This window comes from Providencia sp. PROV032, from assembly GCF_028484875.1.
Taxonomy (GTDB): Bacteria; Pseudomonadota; Gammaproteobacteria; order Enterobacterales; family Enterobacteriaceae; genus Providencia; species Providencia rettgeri_E.
Window position 1 is genome coordinate 23739 of record NZ_JAMPSX010000020.1, and the last position, 16922, is coordinate 40660.

At 40.9% G+C, this 16922-nt stretch carries 15 protein-coding genes; 11 read left to right on the forward strand and 4 right to left on the reverse strand.

The features are described 5' to 3' along the window. The first annotated feature begins 200 nt into the window (after nucleotides 1–200). From mobA to PSF42_RS14105, 8 genes are all read left to right on the forward strand, one after another. Nucleotides 201–794, forward strand: coding sequence for a molybdenum cofactor guanylyltransferase MobA (mobA, locus tag PSF42_RS14070; protein WP_125891691.1), 594 nt, complete (start codon nucleotides 201–203; stop codon nucleotides 792–794). Further along, the gene (mobB, locus tag PSF42_RS14075; protein WP_125891692.1) at nucleotides 791–1330 is read left to right on the forward strand and encodes a molybdopterin-guanine dinucleotide biosynthesis protein MobB; all 540 of its coding nucleotides are present in this window, start codon (nucleotides 791–793) and stop codon (nucleotides 1328–1330) included. The genes mobA and mobB overlap by 4 nt, the downstream gene beginning before the upstream one ends. 220 nt (nucleotides 1331–1550) lie before the next feature. Further along, nucleotides 1551–2396: a BglG family transcription antiterminator LicT gene (gene licT / locus PSF42_RS14080; RefSeq protein WP_272680246.1), complete on the forward strand. Its 846-nt coding sequence runs from the start codon at nucleotides 1551–1553 to the stop codon at nucleotides 2394–2396. Between the two features lie 169 nt (nucleotides 2397–2565). Further along, nucleotides 2566–4461, forward strand: coding sequence for a PTS beta-glucoside transporter subunit IIABC (bglF, locus tag PSF42_RS14085; protein ID WP_272680247.1), 1896 nt, complete (start codon nucleotides 2566–2568; stop codon nucleotides 4459–4461). 12 nt (nucleotides 4462–4473) lie between these two features. Further along, nucleotides 4474–5865 carry a glycoside hydrolase family 1 protein gene (locus PSF42_RS14090; RefSeq protein WP_272680265.1) on the forward strand — a complete coding sequence of 464 codons (1392 nt, stop codon included), beginning with the start codon at nucleotides 4474–4476 and terminating at the stop codon, nucleotides 5863–5865. A 142-nt stretch (nucleotides 5866–6007) separates the two neighbouring features. After that, nucleotides 6008–7312, forward strand: coding sequence for a carbohydrate porin (locus PSF42_RS14095; protein ID WP_125891696.1), 1305 nt, complete (start codon nucleotides 6008–6010; stop codon nucleotides 7310–7312). A gap of 155 nt (nucleotides 7313–7467) precedes the next feature. Further along, nucleotides 7468–8166, forward strand: a complete 699-nt coding sequence (locus PSF42_RS14100) for a helix-turn-helix transcriptional regulator (RefSeq protein WP_125891697.1) — start codon at nucleotides 7468–7470, stop codon at nucleotides 8164–8166. A gap of 49 nt (nucleotides 8167–8215) precedes the next feature. After that, complete coding sequence (locus PSF42_RS14105; protein WP_125891698.1) at nucleotides 8216–8815, forward strand: glutathione S-transferase family protein; 600 nt, start codon at nucleotides 8216–8218, stop codon at nucleotides 8813–8815. Between the two features lie 58 nt (nucleotides 8816–8873). Here PSF42_RS14105 and gorA read toward each other — a convergent pair whose 3' ends face one another. Then, nucleotides 8874–10226 (reverse strand): glutathione-disulfide reductase, encoded by a 1353-nt coding sequence (gorA, locus tag PSF42_RS14110; RefSeq protein WP_102138925.1) that lies wholly within the window; start codon nucleotides 10224–10226, stop codon nucleotides 8874–8876. Nucleotides 10227–10364: 138 nt separating this feature from the next. Next, nucleotides 10365–11207 carry a 23S rRNA (adenine(2030)-N(6))-methyltransferase RlmJ gene (locus PSF42_RS14115; protein ID WP_272680248.1) on the reverse strand — a complete coding sequence of 281 codons (843 nt, stop codon included), beginning with the start codon at nucleotides 11205–11207 and terminating at the stop codon, nucleotides 10365–10367. A 233-nt stretch (nucleotides 11208–11440) separates the two neighbouring features. Between PSF42_RS14115 and PSF42_RS14120 the strand changes: the two genes are divergently transcribed. Both PSF42_RS14120 and yhjD read left to right on the forward strand, forming a co-directional pair. Further along, the gene (locus PSF42_RS14120; protein WP_185746888.1) at nucleotides 11441–11845 is read left to right on the forward strand and encodes a DUF1090 domain-containing protein; all 405 of its coding nucleotides are present in this window, start codon (nucleotides 11441–11443) and stop codon (nucleotides 11843–11845) included. A 204-nt stretch (nucleotides 11846–12049) separates the two neighbouring features. Next, nucleotides 12050–13042, forward strand: a complete 993-nt coding sequence (yhjD, locus tag PSF42_RS14125) for an inner membrane protein YhjD (RefSeq protein ID WP_125891702.1) — start codon at nucleotides 12050–12052, stop codon at nucleotides 13040–13042. 46 nt (nucleotides 13043–13088) lie between these two features. Here the strand turns inward: yhjD and PSF42_RS14130 are convergent, their stop codons facing one another. Beyond that, entirely contained in the window at nucleotides 13089–14150 is a 1062-nt protein-coding gene (locus tag PSF42_RS14130; protein WP_125891703.1) for an NAD(P)H-dependent flavin oxidoreductase, read from the reverse strand. 210 nt (nucleotides 14151–14360) lie between these two features. On the opposite strand from PSF42_RS14130, the gene PSF42_RS14135 reads away from it, so the two are divergent. After that, the gene (locus tag PSF42_RS14135) at nucleotides 14361–15377 is read left to right on the forward strand and encodes a serine hydrolase domain-containing protein (protein ID WP_185746889.1); all 1017 of its coding nucleotides are present in this window, start codon (nucleotides 14361–14363) and stop codon (nucleotides 15375–15377) included. Nucleotides 15378–15424: 47 nt separating this feature from the next. Here PSF42_RS14135 and PSF42_RS14140 read toward each other — a convergent pair whose 3' ends face one another. After that, nucleotides 15425–16921 (reverse strand): M16 family metallopeptidase, encoded by a 1497-nt coding sequence (locus PSF42_RS14140; protein ID WP_125891705.1) that lies wholly within the window; start codon nucleotides 16919–16921, stop codon nucleotides 15425–15427. Nucleotide 16922 lies beyond the last annotated feature (1 nt).

Consider the following 16922-nt stretch of genomic DNA (forward strand, 5'->3'; position numbering starts at 1 on the left):
CGAATATTTGATACAAGTTACCAATAATCATACAAGAGAAAAAGCGAACTGTTGTCAATCTACGTAAAGTTTAACGGCAATACGCACGAATATTCATTGATTTTATAGCAAAATAGAATAAATTTTAGTAATTACTATACTCGAAAGTGTTTTATACGAATGTTGAAACATTTTCTTGAAGATATTCAAGGATATTGAACATGTCATTTCGTCAGTCAATAACCGGTGTGATACTCGCTGGTGGCCGAGGCACTCGAATGGGGGGGCAAGATAAAGGGTTGGTACTTTTATCGGGAAAGCCGCTTTATCAACATATTTTAGCACGCTTACAACCTCAAGTTGGCGAAGTACTCATCAATGCAAACCGTAATCAGGCACGTTACAGCGAAAGCCAATTGACCGTTATTTCTGACTTAAATAACCATTTTTCTGGCCCATTAGCAGGAATGCAATCTGCTTTGCACCACGCGACAACTGACTGGTTACTGTTTGTGCCTTGCGATGTTCCTGCATTTCCTCTTAATTTAGTGGAAAAAATGTTTAGTGAGAAAGAAAAACATTTAGCCTGCTACGCTTGTGATGCAGAACGAGAACACCCTACATTTGCTTTATTACATCGGTCACTAAAAACTCAACTCGATGATTACCTTGCAAGAGGTGACCGTAAATTAATGCTATTTATGCATGAAGTTAATGCAAAAGGCGTTATTTTCTCACCCGAGTCAGGTTCATTTGCGAATCTTAATACACTGGAAGATAGCCGTAACTGGGAGCTACAACAAAAAGAATCATGAAGCAAAATACTCTACCCCTACTTGGAATTACCGCTTACAGCGGCACAGGAAAAACGACCCTATTAAAAAAAGTTATTCCTTTGCTCAAGCAACGCAACGTGCGCGTTGGTTTAATTAAACACACTCACCATGACATGGAAGTGGATAAACCAGGCAAGGACAGCTTTGAATTACGTAAAGCTGGCGCTGACCAAACGCTTGTTGCCAGTGAAAAACGCTGGGCACTGATGACTGAAACCCCCGACGCGAATGAGATGGATCTACGCTATTTAGCCAGCCGTTTCGATCACTCGTCATTAGATCTGATCCTCGTTGAAGGGTTCAAACATGAAACGATCGACAAAATTGCTTTGTTCCGTTCTGAGGTGGGTAAGCCGTTAAACGGCTTAATTGATGACTATGTGGTTGCTGTTGCCAGCAATGAAATCATTGATACAAATGTGCCGCAGTTAGATATCAATAGCCCAGAACAAATTGCTGATTACATTGTGTCTTGGTGGCAAAAAAGTGTCTTGGTGGCAAAAACAGTTAAATAGGCGCAACACGGTCATTGGTCATGCAAAAAAGAGATTGGCTGAATTGACCGTGTGAGTTCACATTTTCATGCTTTGCTGTTTGAATAATCCAAAAAGTTTAATTACAGTATTTGAAAATTAAGTTATTGGATTGTTACTGCACTTATCATGCAGGCAAAACCTGATTAGTCAATGAATTGTCATTGTGCTATCAGGTTTTTTTCGTTTCAGGGGAAACAAAATGCAGATCGCAAAAATTTTAAACAACAATGTGGTCGTTGCCCTAAATGAACAACAGCAAGAAATTGTCATCATGGGGCGTGGACTCGCCTTTCAAATGAAGGTTAATGACTTTATCGATCCTAAAAAAATAGAAAAAATCTTTGAGTTACGTAGCCATGAATTAACAAACCGATTAAGTGAACTGTTGAGCCAAATACCGATTTCTGTCATGCAAGTCTGTGACAAGATAATTGAAAATGCGAAAAGTAAACTTGGCAGCCTACATGAAAGCTTATATATCGTTTTAACTGATCACTGTAATTATGCAATTGAAAGACAACAAAAAGGCCTCGCTATCACTAATACTATGCTATGGGAAATTCAGCGACTTTATCCAAAAGAGTACCAGTTGGGGTTAGCGTCACTGGCCTTAATTAAGCAAGATTTAGAGATTGAGTTACCCATCGATGAAGCTGGGTTTATCGCGTTACATTTCGTTAATGCGCAGCTTACAGGGGAAATGCCTGTTGTTATGCAAACGATGGACGTGATGCAAGAAATCATGAACATTGTGAAATATAACCTAAAAGTTGAGTACCATGCAGAAACATTAAGTTATCAACGCTTCGTTACTCATTTAAAGTTTTTTGCCCATCGCATGATGAGTAATACGCCAGTACCGAATGATGATGTTTCTATGCATCTTGTGATTAAAGAAAATTATGCCATTGCTTGGCAATGTGCCGAAAAAATAAGCCAGTTTTTACAGAAAAAATACCAACGAGACTTAACAGATGAAGAACGTATGTTTCTTACTATCCATATTGAGCGCGTGAGAAAAGAGAACGCGTTACAACAAAATTAAATTCGCTATTTAACTGACAACGAATAAAAACCAAATGGATTGTTACCACCAACTCATGGTGGGCAAAACCTGATTATCACTCGCCTCATTAGGCGAGTGTGCATCAGGTTTTTTTTTGCATATTCATTAATAGCGCTAGTGTTCATCATAAAGTGATAAAGGAATATTTATGAAGTACCAACCTTTAGCAGAGCAGATAATTAACGATGTAGGCGGCCAAGACAATATCGTCAATGTCATTCATTGTGCAACGCGTTTGCGTTTTAAGCTTAAAGAGATAAAAAAAGCCAACCCTGAGCATTTAAAGCAAAACTCAGAAGTGATTACCGTTGTTGAAAGCGGGGGCCAATTTCAGGTAGTTATTGGTAACCATGTACATGAGGTTTATAACGCAATAAACCAACTCATTGGCAAAGAAGATGCAACGACAGAACATTCCCTAAAAGAAAGCGGTCAGATAGCTAACGAGAAAAAAGACAAAGAAAATATTCTTAGCCATTTTATCGATATTGTCTCCAGTATATTCACACCAATACTCGGCGTGATGGCAGCCTCGGGGATTTTAAAAGGTTTCCTTTCTTTATCTGTCACTCTTAATTGGTTATCAGAACAAAGTGCCACTTATAAATTATGGTTTGCTGCCAGTGACTCATTATTTTATTTTTTCCCTTTAGTTCTCGGTTATACCGCGGGTAAAAAGTTTGGAGGAAGCCCATTCTTAACCATGGCAATTGGTGGTGCTTTAGTACACCCATCAATGATAGCGGCATTTCAACAAAGCCTTAATGGTTCGGCTACTGAATATTTTCTAGGTTTACCTGTTACATTCATTAATTATAGTACTTCCGTTATTCCTATTATCTTTGCAGCTTGGCTGAGTTGTTTATTAGAAAAGCAGCTGAATACTTTATTGCCTGCTGCGATGAAAAACTTCATCTCGCCACTCTTATGTTTACTGATTATCGTTCCTCTCACTTTCTTGGTTATTGGCCCATCAGCAACCTGGCTAAGCCTATTAATTGCAGATACTTTCCAAACTATTTATAACTTTACCCCCGTTATTGCTGGTGCATTTATGGGGGCGATTTGGCAGGTTTGTGTTATTTTCGGCCTACATTGGGGCATTGTTCCCATTAGCATCAATAATCTTAGTGTTTATGGACAAGATGCGCTGGTTCCATTGCTTCTTCCTGCCGTTGCGGGGCAAGTCGGTGCAGCACTTGGCGTCATGCTAGCCACTCGCAATGCAAAGATGCGGATTATGGCAGGCTCTTCCGTCACCGCAGGGATCTTTGGCATTACCGAACCCGCCGTTTATGGCGTCACTTTACCACTGCGCCGTCCCTTTATTTTTGGCTGCATCGGTGGTGGTGTCGGTGGTGCAATCATCGGTTATAGCCAAACGCTGACCTACTCTTTTGGCTTAGTCAACATTTTCACTTTCACACAAATCATTCCTGAAAGTGGTTTCAATAATACCGTTTGGGGAGCGATTATTGGATCATTGCTTTCTTTTGTTTTTGCTTGCCTAGCAACGCGCCTCTTTGGGCTTAAACATGAAACTAAACTCATTCAACCTACCCATGTTCAAGCTCAACCCGTGACTGACAATGATATTTTGTCCCCTATGTCTGGGCACTCACTTCCACTAACAAATGTCCCTGATGAAACATTCGCCAGTGGATTACTCGGACAAGGTGCCGCCATTGTCCCAACTGTTGGCGCAGTCTATGCCCCATTCGATGGTGAAGTTGGCTCATTTTTTAAAACTGGCCATGCGCTAGGTCTATTAAGCCAAAGTGGAATTGAATTATTAATCCATGTTGGCATCGATACCGTAAAACTCGATGGGCTTTACTTTACCCCTCAAGTTAAACAAGGGGATATATTCAAAGCCGGTGACCTTCTTCTCACCTTTGAATTAGAAAAAATTATTGAGGCTGGTTATGACTTAACAACGCCAATCATTATTAGTAATAGTGATGATTACGCCGCCGTTGAAACAACCTTGCTGAACCAGACAATCAATTCTGGACTTACATTCATGACAGTTAATCCGAAATAAGGAATTAAAATGATGACCAAATTTCCGAATACCTTTTTATGGGGTGGCGCAATTGCAGCAAACCAAGCCGAAGGCGCATATTTAACGGCAGGGAAAGAATTAAGTACATCTGATGTTCAGCCAAATGGTATTTTTGGAGAGCTTGTTGAACGAAATGATAACGACCAATATATTAAAGATGTCGCTATCGATTTTTATCATCGCTATCCAGAGGATATCGCACTTTTCGCTGAAATGGGTTTTACCTGTTTACGCACCTCTATTGCATGGAGCCGTATATTTCCACTTGGTGACGAATTAACAGCCAATGAAGACGGCCTCGCTTTTTACGATAGTTTATTTGATGAAATGGCGAAATATAACATTCAACCCGTTATTACTTTATCCCATTATGAAATGCCCTATCACCTAGTGACAGAGTATGGCGGTTGGGGAAACCGTAAAACAATTGAATTTTTCGAACGTTATGCACGTACCGTCTTTGAGCGCTATAAAGATAAAGTCAAACTGTGGCTGACATTCAATGAAATCAATATGTCTTTACATGCACCAATGACTGGCGTGGGCCTGCCTGAAAATAGTTCTCCTTCAGCAGTTTACCAAGCAATTCACCACCAGCTCGTTGCCAGTGCAAGAGTCACGAAAGCCTGCCATGACATTATTCCTGATGCCAAAATCGGTAATATGTTATTAGGGGGTCTTGTTTATCCATTAACTTGTAAACCTGATGATGTGTGGGAAACCCTGACGGAAAATCGTAAATGGCTGTTTTTTGGTGATGTACAGTGTAGAGGGCAATACCCAGGCTATATGCTGCGTTATTTTAAAGACCAGCAAATTAATATAACGATTACAGAAGAAGATAAACGCGATTTACAGAATACCGTGGACTTTATCTCATTCAGTTATTATATGACGGGTTGCGTGACTGCGGATAAAGATGAATATGAGAAAAAACGTGGAAATATTCTCAGCATGGTTCCAAACCCTCATTTAGAAAGTTCAGAGTGGGGGTGGCAAATAGATCCCAAAGGGATGAGAACACTTTTAAATTTATTATGGGATAGATACCAAAAACCATTATTTATTGTTGAAAATGGATTAGGCGCTATTGATGAAATAACGCCTGAAGGAGAAATTATTGATGATTATCGTATTCAATATATCAACGACCATTTAGTTCAGATACATGAAGCCATCCAAGATGGTGTAGACATTATGGGCTATACCAGTTGGGGGCCGATTGATATTGTTAGCGCATCCAAAGCTGAAATGTCAAAACGCTATGGTTTTATTCATGTTGACCGTGACAACCAAGGTAATGGCTCTCTCGAAAGAAAACGTAAAAAAAGCTTTTATTGGTATCAAAGTATTATTAAGAGCCAAGGAGAGTTATTACGCTAATAAAATAAATACCTCAATATAATAAAAAATATCTCGGGATAATTTATTTATCTCGAGAGCCCTTAGATTAAAAAGACAACTGCATAAACCCATTATCTACTATTGGGTTAAGGCAAACTATTGCTAATAGGTTATTTCCGACATGAATAAAAAATTATTATTCTCTTTGTTATTTTTAACGTTACCTGCTATCGCGAATGAGCAACAATGGAATGGAACTGTTTTAGGCTTTGAGCCCGCCCCTAAAGGAATATTTGGCGATATGTTAGGAATACGTCCTATATTATCCGACCACGGTTTTTCATTTCACAGCAATTATTTGAGCCAAGTCGCCTATAATGCAGGGGGTGGTTACAATAATGATAAACATACTGCTTATATCGACCAATTTGCTTTTACATTCACACAAGACCTTGAACGTTGGACAGGTATTCCAGATGCCCGTATTGAAGGAAATATTGTCAATCGAAACCATGAAGACAACCTGACCATTAAACGCCTGCAAGACCCTCGAGTACCGAATAACGACCTTGCACAAGAAAGCTATGGGGGCGGCTCCATAACACGATTAGGATGGCTAACCTTCGCTCGTAGCTTTGATGACCGCCGACTAACCTGGCGTATTGGTATGATGAATAAAGTCCAAGAGTTCGACCAAATTATTCCTTGTGATTTCCAATTACTCAGCCAATGTGGCGGAAAATCAGCTAACGCCCTGACATGGAGTAACTGGAATATTCACACTTGGGGAACAACGGTTAGCTATAAAATCACCCCCGGAATCACCATCAAAACAGGGGTTATGGAACAAAATCCTCAAGCAACGGATAGAAGCCATGCGTGGAGTTGGTCAACCAAAGGCAGTAAAGGCATTTTATTACCTTTAGAAATTGAGAACCGCACTTTCGTCAATGGGTTGCCTGGTGCCTATAACCTAGGGTTATTATATACCAATGCCAAACAGCATGACCTCTATAAAGATAAAAGCTACAACCACACATGGTTTGCCTATGGCGGAATGAACCAACAGTTAACTCGCCATCAAGACGATGAAAATCGAGGCTTAAGTCTATCGGTTAGTGGCAGTTACCACGATGAGCGCAGTAATTTCATGAATTATGTTGTCTCAAGCTCCCTTCGCTACCGCGGGGCTTTTGATGCCAGACCTGAAGATTGGATTGGCCTCGGTGTTTCCTATATTGAGCTTAGTGACCACTTTGCAAAAAACCAAAAAATACAAAATGAGCAGTTAGGGATCACCGATTATAATGATCCGTTATATCATCCTATTACTTCAAACGCATTAAACGCAGAACTCTATTATCGCTTTAAGCCTGTTCATTGGTTGGAACTCCAACCAAGTATGCAGTATTGGCATCAACCGGGCGGTGTCAAAAGAACATCAGATGCGTGGGTCTTGGGTTTGAAAACGGTTTTAACGTTTTAAATGATATTACCGTTTATTTTATCTCTATCGATAAAGGGAGTTCCCCACTCCCTTTATCGCCAATAAATTAGCATTCCGCTTATTATTTTTTTATTATAGTTAGACACATTATCTTTGCTGTTTTTCTCCTTCTATAATATTAAGCAGACGACTTCATGACCCGCACGCAGCGCCTACTCACATTATTGCAGATACTCAAAGAGAATCGCTACCCGATTACGGCAGAAGCACTTTCATCACAACTGCAGGTCAGCGTGCGTTCGATCTATCGGGATATAGAATCCTTACGCGACCAAGGTGCTGAGATTATTGGTGAAGCCGGTATTGGCTACCAATTAAAAACGGGCCTGTTATTACCGCCTTTAACTTTTGATGAAAATGAGCTCGAAGCCTTAATATTAGGTTTACGTTGGGTAAAAAGTAATACAGACACTGAACTAAAAAGCTCAGCAATACGAGCGATAAGTAAGATTAATGCGGTGGTGGCAGGTCATTCACAGAAAATCCTAAATCAAAATACCTTATTTGCCCCAACCACCCATTTCTATGAAATTAATGACACGATAGCTAAAGATTTGCGTTTAAGCTTGCGAGAAGAGTGCAAAGCTCAAATGACTTACCTGGATGGACAAAATCAACCTAGCAAACGCACTATTTGGCCAATTGCGATTGGTTATATGAAAGATTCACAAGTTTTGGCCGCTTGGTGTGAATTACGTGAAAGTTACCGCCACTTCCGTTTAGACCGCATTCAATCTTATCAGGCACTTTCAGATAAGCTACCTTACCCCAAAAATTACCTACTAGAACGTTGGCAAAAAGAAGTATTGTGCGTCTCTCCTGACAATTTCTGACACTCGACTCCCTTATAGTAAGCGCTCAACTTCATATAAGGAAATCACCATGAGCGAACTGGTTCTGTTTACTAATTCAATGTCACGCGGTAATACTGTCGACCTACTTTTAAAAATTTTAGACATTCCTTACAAACGTGTTGAATTAGGTTATGGCGCGGATATGCACACCGCTGAATATCTTGCAATTAATCCCATGGCAAAAGTCCCTGCGCTTGTTGATGGTGATGCCATCGTCACTGAAACTGCCGCCATTTGCTTATATTTAGCAGATAAGTTTATTGAAAAAGGGTTAGCACCGGCCTTGAACGACCCTAAACGTGCAGATTACTACCGTTGGTTCCTATTTACTGCTGGGCCAATTGAATCTGCCTTTACCATCAATAATTTAGGCATTCAATTAGACGAAGAGCAACAAAAATCTTCTGGCTTTGGTTCTATCGAGCGCGCCATGGCGTGTTTAGAAGTGGGTTTAAACAATGCTAAACCGTTTATTTGTGGCGAGCAATTTACGGCTGTCGATGTGTATATCGGCGCATTTGTGATGTTTTTAGTTAAATACCAAGTCATGGAAACCACCCCTGCGATGCAAAAATACCTTGATAGCTTAGCGGCCATTCCTGAGATTGCTGAACTGTTGGCAAAATAATGCCAAAAAAAAGCTAAGTTCAGATGAACTTAGCTTTTAATTTAAGATAACCAATGGATCAACGCATGGTCACAAATTCTTCCGCTGCGGTTGGGTGAATAGCAACAGTATTATCAAAATCTTTTTTGGTTGCGCCCATTTTTAATGCAACCGCGAAGCCTTGTAACATTTCATCCATACCGAAGCCAATACCATGAATACCAACGATTTTTTCATCGTCACCAACACAAACTAGCTTCATGCGGCAAGGCTGACGATGCGAAGTTACCGCGGTGTACATGGCTGTGAAAGATGACTTATAGCATTTAACTTTATCAGCACCATATTTTTCAATCGCTTCTGGTTCAGTTAAACCAACAGTGCCAATTGGTGGGTGTGAGAACACCACCGTTGGAATATTACTGTAATCTAAGTGCTCATCCGGTTTATTATTAAATAAACGCTCAGATAAACGACGGCCAGCCGCAACCGCAACTGGGGTTAATTCAACCGCGCCAGTGTTATCACCCACCGCGTAGACACCCGGTACATTGGTGTTCTGGTATTTATCAACCTTGATATAGCCTTTTTCATTCAGTGCGACACCTGTGGCTTCAATATTCAGGTTATCAGTCATTGGTTCACGGCCAATTGCCCAAATTAATGCGTCTACCGTTTGTTCTTGGCCATTTTCCAATTTCAATGTCAGTGAACCATCTGAATTTTTCACGACTTCTTTTGGAATTGATTCTGTGTGCAGTTTTGGCCCTTCCGTATTCATGACTTCCACTAATGTTTCAACAATAAGTGGGTCAAATGAGCGTAACGGGGCGTGTTTACGCACGAATAAATGCGCTTCTGCACCTAAGCCATTTAATACACCAGCGAGTTCAACGGCAATATAACCAGCTCCCACAACCGCAACACGTTTTGGTAAGGCTTCAAGTTCAAAGAAGCCATCAGAAGTCATGCCATATTCTGCACCTGGGATAGCAGGGATCACCGGACGCCCGCCAGTTGCAATCAAAATATGGTCTGCCGTGTAGGTTTCACCATTTACCTCAACAGTATGGGCATCAATAAAACGTGCAAAACCATTGATAACATCGACTTTGTTATTGCCTAAGACACGGTCATAAGATTGGTGAATACGGTCAATGTAAGCAGTACGGCTATCAATCAATGTTTTCCAATCAAAACGATTAATTGTCGCATCAAAACCATAATCAGGACCATAATTGCGAATAGCTTCAGAAATTTGTGCCGCATGCCACATCACCTTTTTCGGCACGCAGCCCACGTTAACACAAGTTCCACCTAATGCTTTCGCCTCAATTAAGGCACATTTTTGCCCATACATTGCTGCACGGTTCATCGACGCAATACCACCGCTTCCGCCACCAATTGCGATATAGTCGTAATGTTTGCTCATAATTTGGTTATTCCCATTGATTGAATGATTTATGAATGCATTTTCTCGCATCATGCTATTGATTGTCATGATATAAATAGTGCTTTTAGATAGGTAAAGTCTATTGATTTAATTGGCGTTACCTATCATAAATACCGTTTACTCTGGCACAATCCAGTCAACTAACGTATGTCCTGTACCTTCTGGGACGAGTGTTTTATGTAACCACGGCAGCACATTCTTCATTTGCTGCTCAAGTTTCCAAGGTGGGTTAATCACTATCATACCAGACGCTGTCATTCCACGTTGGTCGCTATCAGGGCGTACCGCCAATTCAATTTGTAGTATTTTACGAATGCCCATTGCTTCTAATTGATTGACCATGCGCTTAATTTGTTGACGTAATACAACAGGATACCAAATTGCATAAGTTCCTGTTGCAAAGCGTTTATAGCCTTCTACCACCCCTTTCACTACTGCTTCATAATCCGTCTTCATCTCATAAGGAGGATCCATCAGCACAAAACCACGTCGACTCTGTGGGGGTAATTTCGATTTCAGTTGTTGATATCCATCTTCCTTGAAAACTTGCGCGCGGTTATCCCGTGAAAATTCGGTGCGCAATAATGGATAATCGCTCGAATGTAATTCAGTTAATACCAGTTTATCGTGTTCACGTAATAAATATTTTGCTAATAATGGTGAACCTGGGTAATAGCGTAAGCGCCCATTATCATTCAATTGGCGCACAATATTCATGTACGGTAATAATTCCTCAGGTAAATCAGGTTGCTCCCAAATGCGCGCAATCCCTTCAAGATATTCACCTGTTTTTTCTGCATGCTCCCCCATTAATTGATAACGGCCAGCACCTGAATGTGTATCTAAATACAGAAACGGTTTTTCTTTCTCTTTCAGAGATTCAATGATCAAGCTCTGTACTGTGTGTTTTAACACATCAGCATGGTTGCCTGCGTGAAAGCTGTGACGATAACTTAACATGTAACGTTTGTTTCCTGAGGAAATTCAATACTAGCCACTAAGATGACTATTATTAAATAGGTTCTTTAAAGATAGCCCTTTTGAACAAAAAATAGACCGGATTTATTCATCCGCGTCATTATAGCTAAAATTGACTACAAATGTCATAACCATAGCTGTGTTAAAATTCACATGACTGAAAAGAAATAAAACGCTATCCTAAACACAAATTTTAAAATAAACAGAGGTAAATAATGAATAAACTACTCCTTACAACTAGTATTTGTATTTCTTTTTTTACGAGCGCATCAGTAATGGCAGCAAAAACACAAAATGGCTGCGAAATAAAAAAACAACGCATTGAAGAGCAAATTAATTACGCTAAACAACATGGAAATCAACATCGAGTTAAAGGCTTAGAAGAAGCACTCGATAATGTGAATCGTTATTGCACTCCAGAATCTTTATACCGAGATAGCCAAAAAGAGGTGGCTGAAAAAACAGAAAAAGTACAAGAGCGCGAAGCTGAGTTGCAGGAAGAAAAATTAAAAGGTGATGACAGAAGCAAAATTAAAAAGCGTGAAAGAAAACTCGCGGAAGCACAAGCCGAGTTAAAAGAAGCTCAAGCTGAACTGCAAGTTTATAAAGATGCGCTTTAATTTCTAATGTCCCTTTTCCTCTGATTAATTAGCTAGTTGCTTTGACTTTATACAAACGTTCCAATGGCTATTTATCTCTTAAAATAGTCATTGGGATGAAGTTACTAGCCAATTTAAGCTATAGTATTATGCATATTATTCATTTATAGGCATTAAATAGGTCGAAAAGTCAGACAATTTTTAGTTGCGGGAAAAGGGGATTAAATGTCGAATACGCAGGAAGAAGAACAAAAAGATACCAATAAACTGAAAGCAACACTGAATAGAAGTATTGATGGCAGTAAAAAAGCAGTGACCTTCTCAATGCGCGTTGTGAACTTTATTTGTGCAATTCCTTTTATTGCGCATATCATTCGTACCGTGCAACGCTTTAACGACCGAATGGGGAACCAGTTTGGAGCTGCGATCACTTATTTCTCCTTTCTCTCTTTAATCCCCGTTTTAATGTTTTCATTCGCTGCTGCCGGTTTTGTATTAGCTAGTAATCCTGAATTACTTGAAAAATTAGTTCGTGGAATTTCTGCAAATATTACTGATCCGACACTCGCAAATACATTAGAAAGAACAATAGATACCGCCATCCGTCAACGTACAACCGTTGGACTGACAGGGTTAGCTTTAGCAGTCTACTCAGGGGTTAATTGGGTTAATAACTTACGTTTAGCTATTTTGGCGCAATCTCGCCCTGTATGGGAACGTAATGAAGATGAACATGAAAATATTATCTTCCGCTATATTCGCGACTTCTTTGCTTTAATTGGCCTACTTATTGCCTTAATTGTGACAATTACACTGACCTCTGTTGCTGGCTCTGCACAAGCAACGATTGTCAGTACACTTGGCCTAGGCGGTATAGAATGGCTGAAACCGGCTTGGACACTCATTGGTTTAACGATATCAATTACGGCTAACTTCCTATTATTTCTGTGGATTTTTTGGATCCTGCCGCGCATGCAACATCGCCGTAGGTCACTCTTTAAAGGAACATTACTGGCAGCCATTGGGTTTGAAATCATTAAATCCATCATGACCTGGATTTTGCCTAACCTTGCATCCTCACCTTCCGGTGCTGCATTTGGTTCAGTGCTTGGGCTAATGGCATTCTTCTATTTCTTTGCGCGTTTAACTTTATTTTGTGCAGCTTGGATAGCCACTGATGAGCCAAAAGATTCATTGGATAACGAAATGGTTAAATAGCAACTTATTGAGGGCGGTGATGCAACCCGCCCCACCACGCTTAAAACTAGCGTTTCATTTCTTCTGCTAACGTTCTAACCAATAAAGACGCTGGCATCTCGCGAGCTTTCGCCACACTCTGCCCCGCCCAATATGCCGAAAATTCATCGCTACCTGATTTGATTGCTGCTGCATTAAGCTGCTTACCAATATCATAAACCAATGGATAATCAGGTAATTGACTTGTCTCATAGCCGTTACCTGCTCGAATAAATTGATTAATAATCCCTCTCGCTGGACGCCCTGAAATTGCAGACGTTAGTTGCGTGTGATCCCCAGTTTGTTGCTTAATCTTAGCTCGATAGCCTGCGTTCGCGGCAGATTCAGGACAAAGCAAAAATGCAGTGCCTAATTGAGCGGCAGCAGCACCGCAATCTAAAGCCATATTAATACCTTGCCCATCCATCATGCCACCAGCCGCAATCACTGGTAAATCAATATGTTGAGATATTAACGTCACTAATTCATAAGTAGTCAGTTCTTCATCTAAAGCCTGCAAATCAAACATGCCTCGATGCCCTCCCGCCTCAATACCTTGTGCAACAACAGCGTCAATCCCAGCCAATTCAACTTGTTGTGCTTCATGCAAATTGGTTGCGGTCGCCATGGTATAAATCCCATGTTGTTTCAATTTCTGGATTACCTCGAAGGATGGAATATTAAAATGGAAACTTACGACTGCAGGTTTTGTTGCAAGCAACACAGATAACATTTCTGAGTTATCTAAAAAAGTGTCATAAATTTCATTGAGATAAGCAGGGGGATGCTCATTAAATTGGGTAAAGTAAGGGGTTAAATACTGGATCCACGCTTGTTCATTCGTGGGATGACGCTTCGCAGGTAAATGGCAAAATAAATTGACGTTGAATGCTTTACTTGTCAGAGCTTGCGTTTGAATAATCAATTGGCGAGCTTGTTCCACTGAATTTGCACCTAGGCCTAGTGAGCCAAGCCCGCCCGCCTCTGAAACTGCAGCGGCTAGCGCTGGGGTGGAAACGCCTGCCATCGGAGCTTGTATAATGGGATAACGCAAGCCTAACCGTTGTAAAAATGTATTCACGTTGTTCATGCTATTTCCTTTACATCAATATCTGGGTACATTTTATGTTCTTATATCTAGAGTAAACATAGCACCAAATTTATATAAAAAGAAAAAACACTGACCCTAGTATGGCTGCCATATTACCCATTTCAGCGCATTTTAAACGTACATTGGTTCGTATGAATATGATTAAGATGGCATGTATCCTCATCTTAATCATTTAATAATGAGATTATTATGACCACCTCTATTCAACAACTCGAAAATTTAACTTGTGGTGTCGTCCTTTACTACCATAATCAACCCCAAAATAGCGTGGGAACCTTCTGCGCCAGAGGAGCAGATCTTGAAGGTGCGCCCCTCACTGTTGATACACCGCTGCGAATCGCCAGTAACACAAAGACATTTACTGCGGCTGCAATTTTACGTCTTACTGAAATGGGGAAACTTAGTATTGATGATGCAATATCTGAATATATTGACCCACAATATGATGCGCTGCTCAGTACCCAATATAACACTCGTGCTATCACCATCCGCCATTTACTGGAGCACAGCAGTGGCCTGCTAGACCATGCTGATGGTGACTATCTCAAAGCCGTTCTTAAACAGCCTAATTATGTTTGGAGCCGAACAGAGCAGGTCGAGATGTACATGGGTAAACAATTTCCAACGTTTTCGCCTTCAGAGTCCTTTATCTATTCAGATACTGGGTATATTTTGCTCGGTGATATTATTGAACGAATCACAGGGCAATCCCTTGGCCTAGCCGTTAGGGAACTTTTGCATTTCAACTCTATTGGCCTTGAAAGCGCCTATTGGGAGTCATTAGAGCCGCCCCCTAAAATCGCAGCTCCCCGGGCTCGCCAATACTTAGGTAAATGGGATGGCACCCATGTTCACGCTTCCATGGATGCCTATGGCGGTGGTGGTTTAGTTATGTCATCGAAACAAATGGCGATATTTCTAGAAGCGCTGTTTGAGGGAAATATTTTTTCATCACCAAATACGCTAGAGACTATGCTAAGTATGGGTTCTCATGATGGCGCAGAAAATTACAGATTGGGCATCATGGTGAATGTTGTCAATGGCATCACCCTGTATTCCCATTTAGGTTTTTGGGGCTCGGTAGCCTATTACGCACCAAAAGCAAAAACCAGTGCGGCAGGGTTTGTTGATGATAGAGAGTCACGAGAGACGCTGATCCACGTTATTGAATCAATATTAAGCCAACAACATGAAATGAAAAAATAGCCACTGGATATTCAATGGCTATCTTTCGTATTTCTATCTTTTCATATTTATTGTGCAGTAGATTTTTCTTCTACAGGTGAAGCGGATGCGGCTTCTGTTGATACTGGCGCTGCAATTTGAGGCCATAGCACCTTGGTAAATTTCTGGCGAATTTGTTCTGCATCCATCATTTGTTTATCTTTTGGCTGCGCTAATACAAACGCTGCCTCTTGAGATAATAACCGACGAGCTTCCATATTCACCTGTTCAAGGCTTTGTGACGCCAAGAAAGATTGCCTTAACCGCTGATACTGTTCAGGAGCGATATCAACCACCCCATTTTGTTGAGAAATTAAACGTTGGCTAATCAGAACGTCGGTACTCGTGCGCGCATAAGCGGCAAACAACTGCGATAACTGCACCTGTTTCTCTTTGAGCATGTCGTCAAATAACTCAGGCGCAATACCATTTTGGTTAATCGATGCAAGCTCACTCGCGACAATGTCTGTCACCGCCGCCATTTTTTCAGGCGCTGCCGTGACCGTTAATGTACAACTGGCTTTTTGATATTGCACACGACAATCTAACCCCGGAACGACTTCCCCTTGATTAAATTTTTGATTGAACGCTTTTTGCAAGGAGCGATAAACCGCTTCACGCGCTAAGTCACTGGACCAATAACGCAGTAAGACATTTGAGTCTTTAATGGGCAGCCAATCAATATCCCAAATTAATGAAAGCGTGTCCTGTGCAGGTTGTTCCTGCAAAATATCAATAGATTGCGGTTTTACTGACGATAACACGGCAACAGAAACCGGTTCAGAGCGCCGACCTTCTAATGAAGAGAAATTTTGTGAAATTGAATCAGATAACATTCGAGCATCCACATGACCCGCGACATACAATGTCATGACATCCGGTGTATACCATTTTTGATAAAAAGAGTTCACACTTTCAAGCGCCACAACATCATTCGGTTTTTGGCCTGGGTCGTACCCCATCATCGTTGACCCCTTTAAACGCGCTCGCCAAACGGGATCGTTGGCATTTAAAGGGAGTGTTGCTACGGGTACGTTTTGAGCGGTTAAACCATTATGTAACGTCGTTTCTGTATACTCCGCACCTGCAACAGAAGTTGCAAGCCAATTGAGCGCTTGCTTAATTAGGTCTGGGCGATTATTAGGTAAACTTAAGCTATAAATAGTATAGTCATAGGAAACAACAGCGGGTGGAATAGGCATGTCAGGGTCTGCTGCCTGACGCCAAAATTCTTGTAATGTTGCAGTTGGAAACGCTTCTGTTTGATGAAACAACGCCATTTTAGGAATGAGATAACTGTATCCTTTCTCGCTCGCTTTTTCTGTTAATGAGCCTGTTTTTATTGCTAATCTGAGCTGGATACGGTCATTTGGACGTTGTGGTGTTTGTAATAATTGCCAGCTAAAGCCATTTTCTAGCTTTCCTTGCTGCCATGCTGGATCAGGTTGTAAAGACTCAGCCACCGCTAAATGCGAGACGGAGAATAATACAACACTAATGATATACCGAACTTTCAAGCCCTGCATG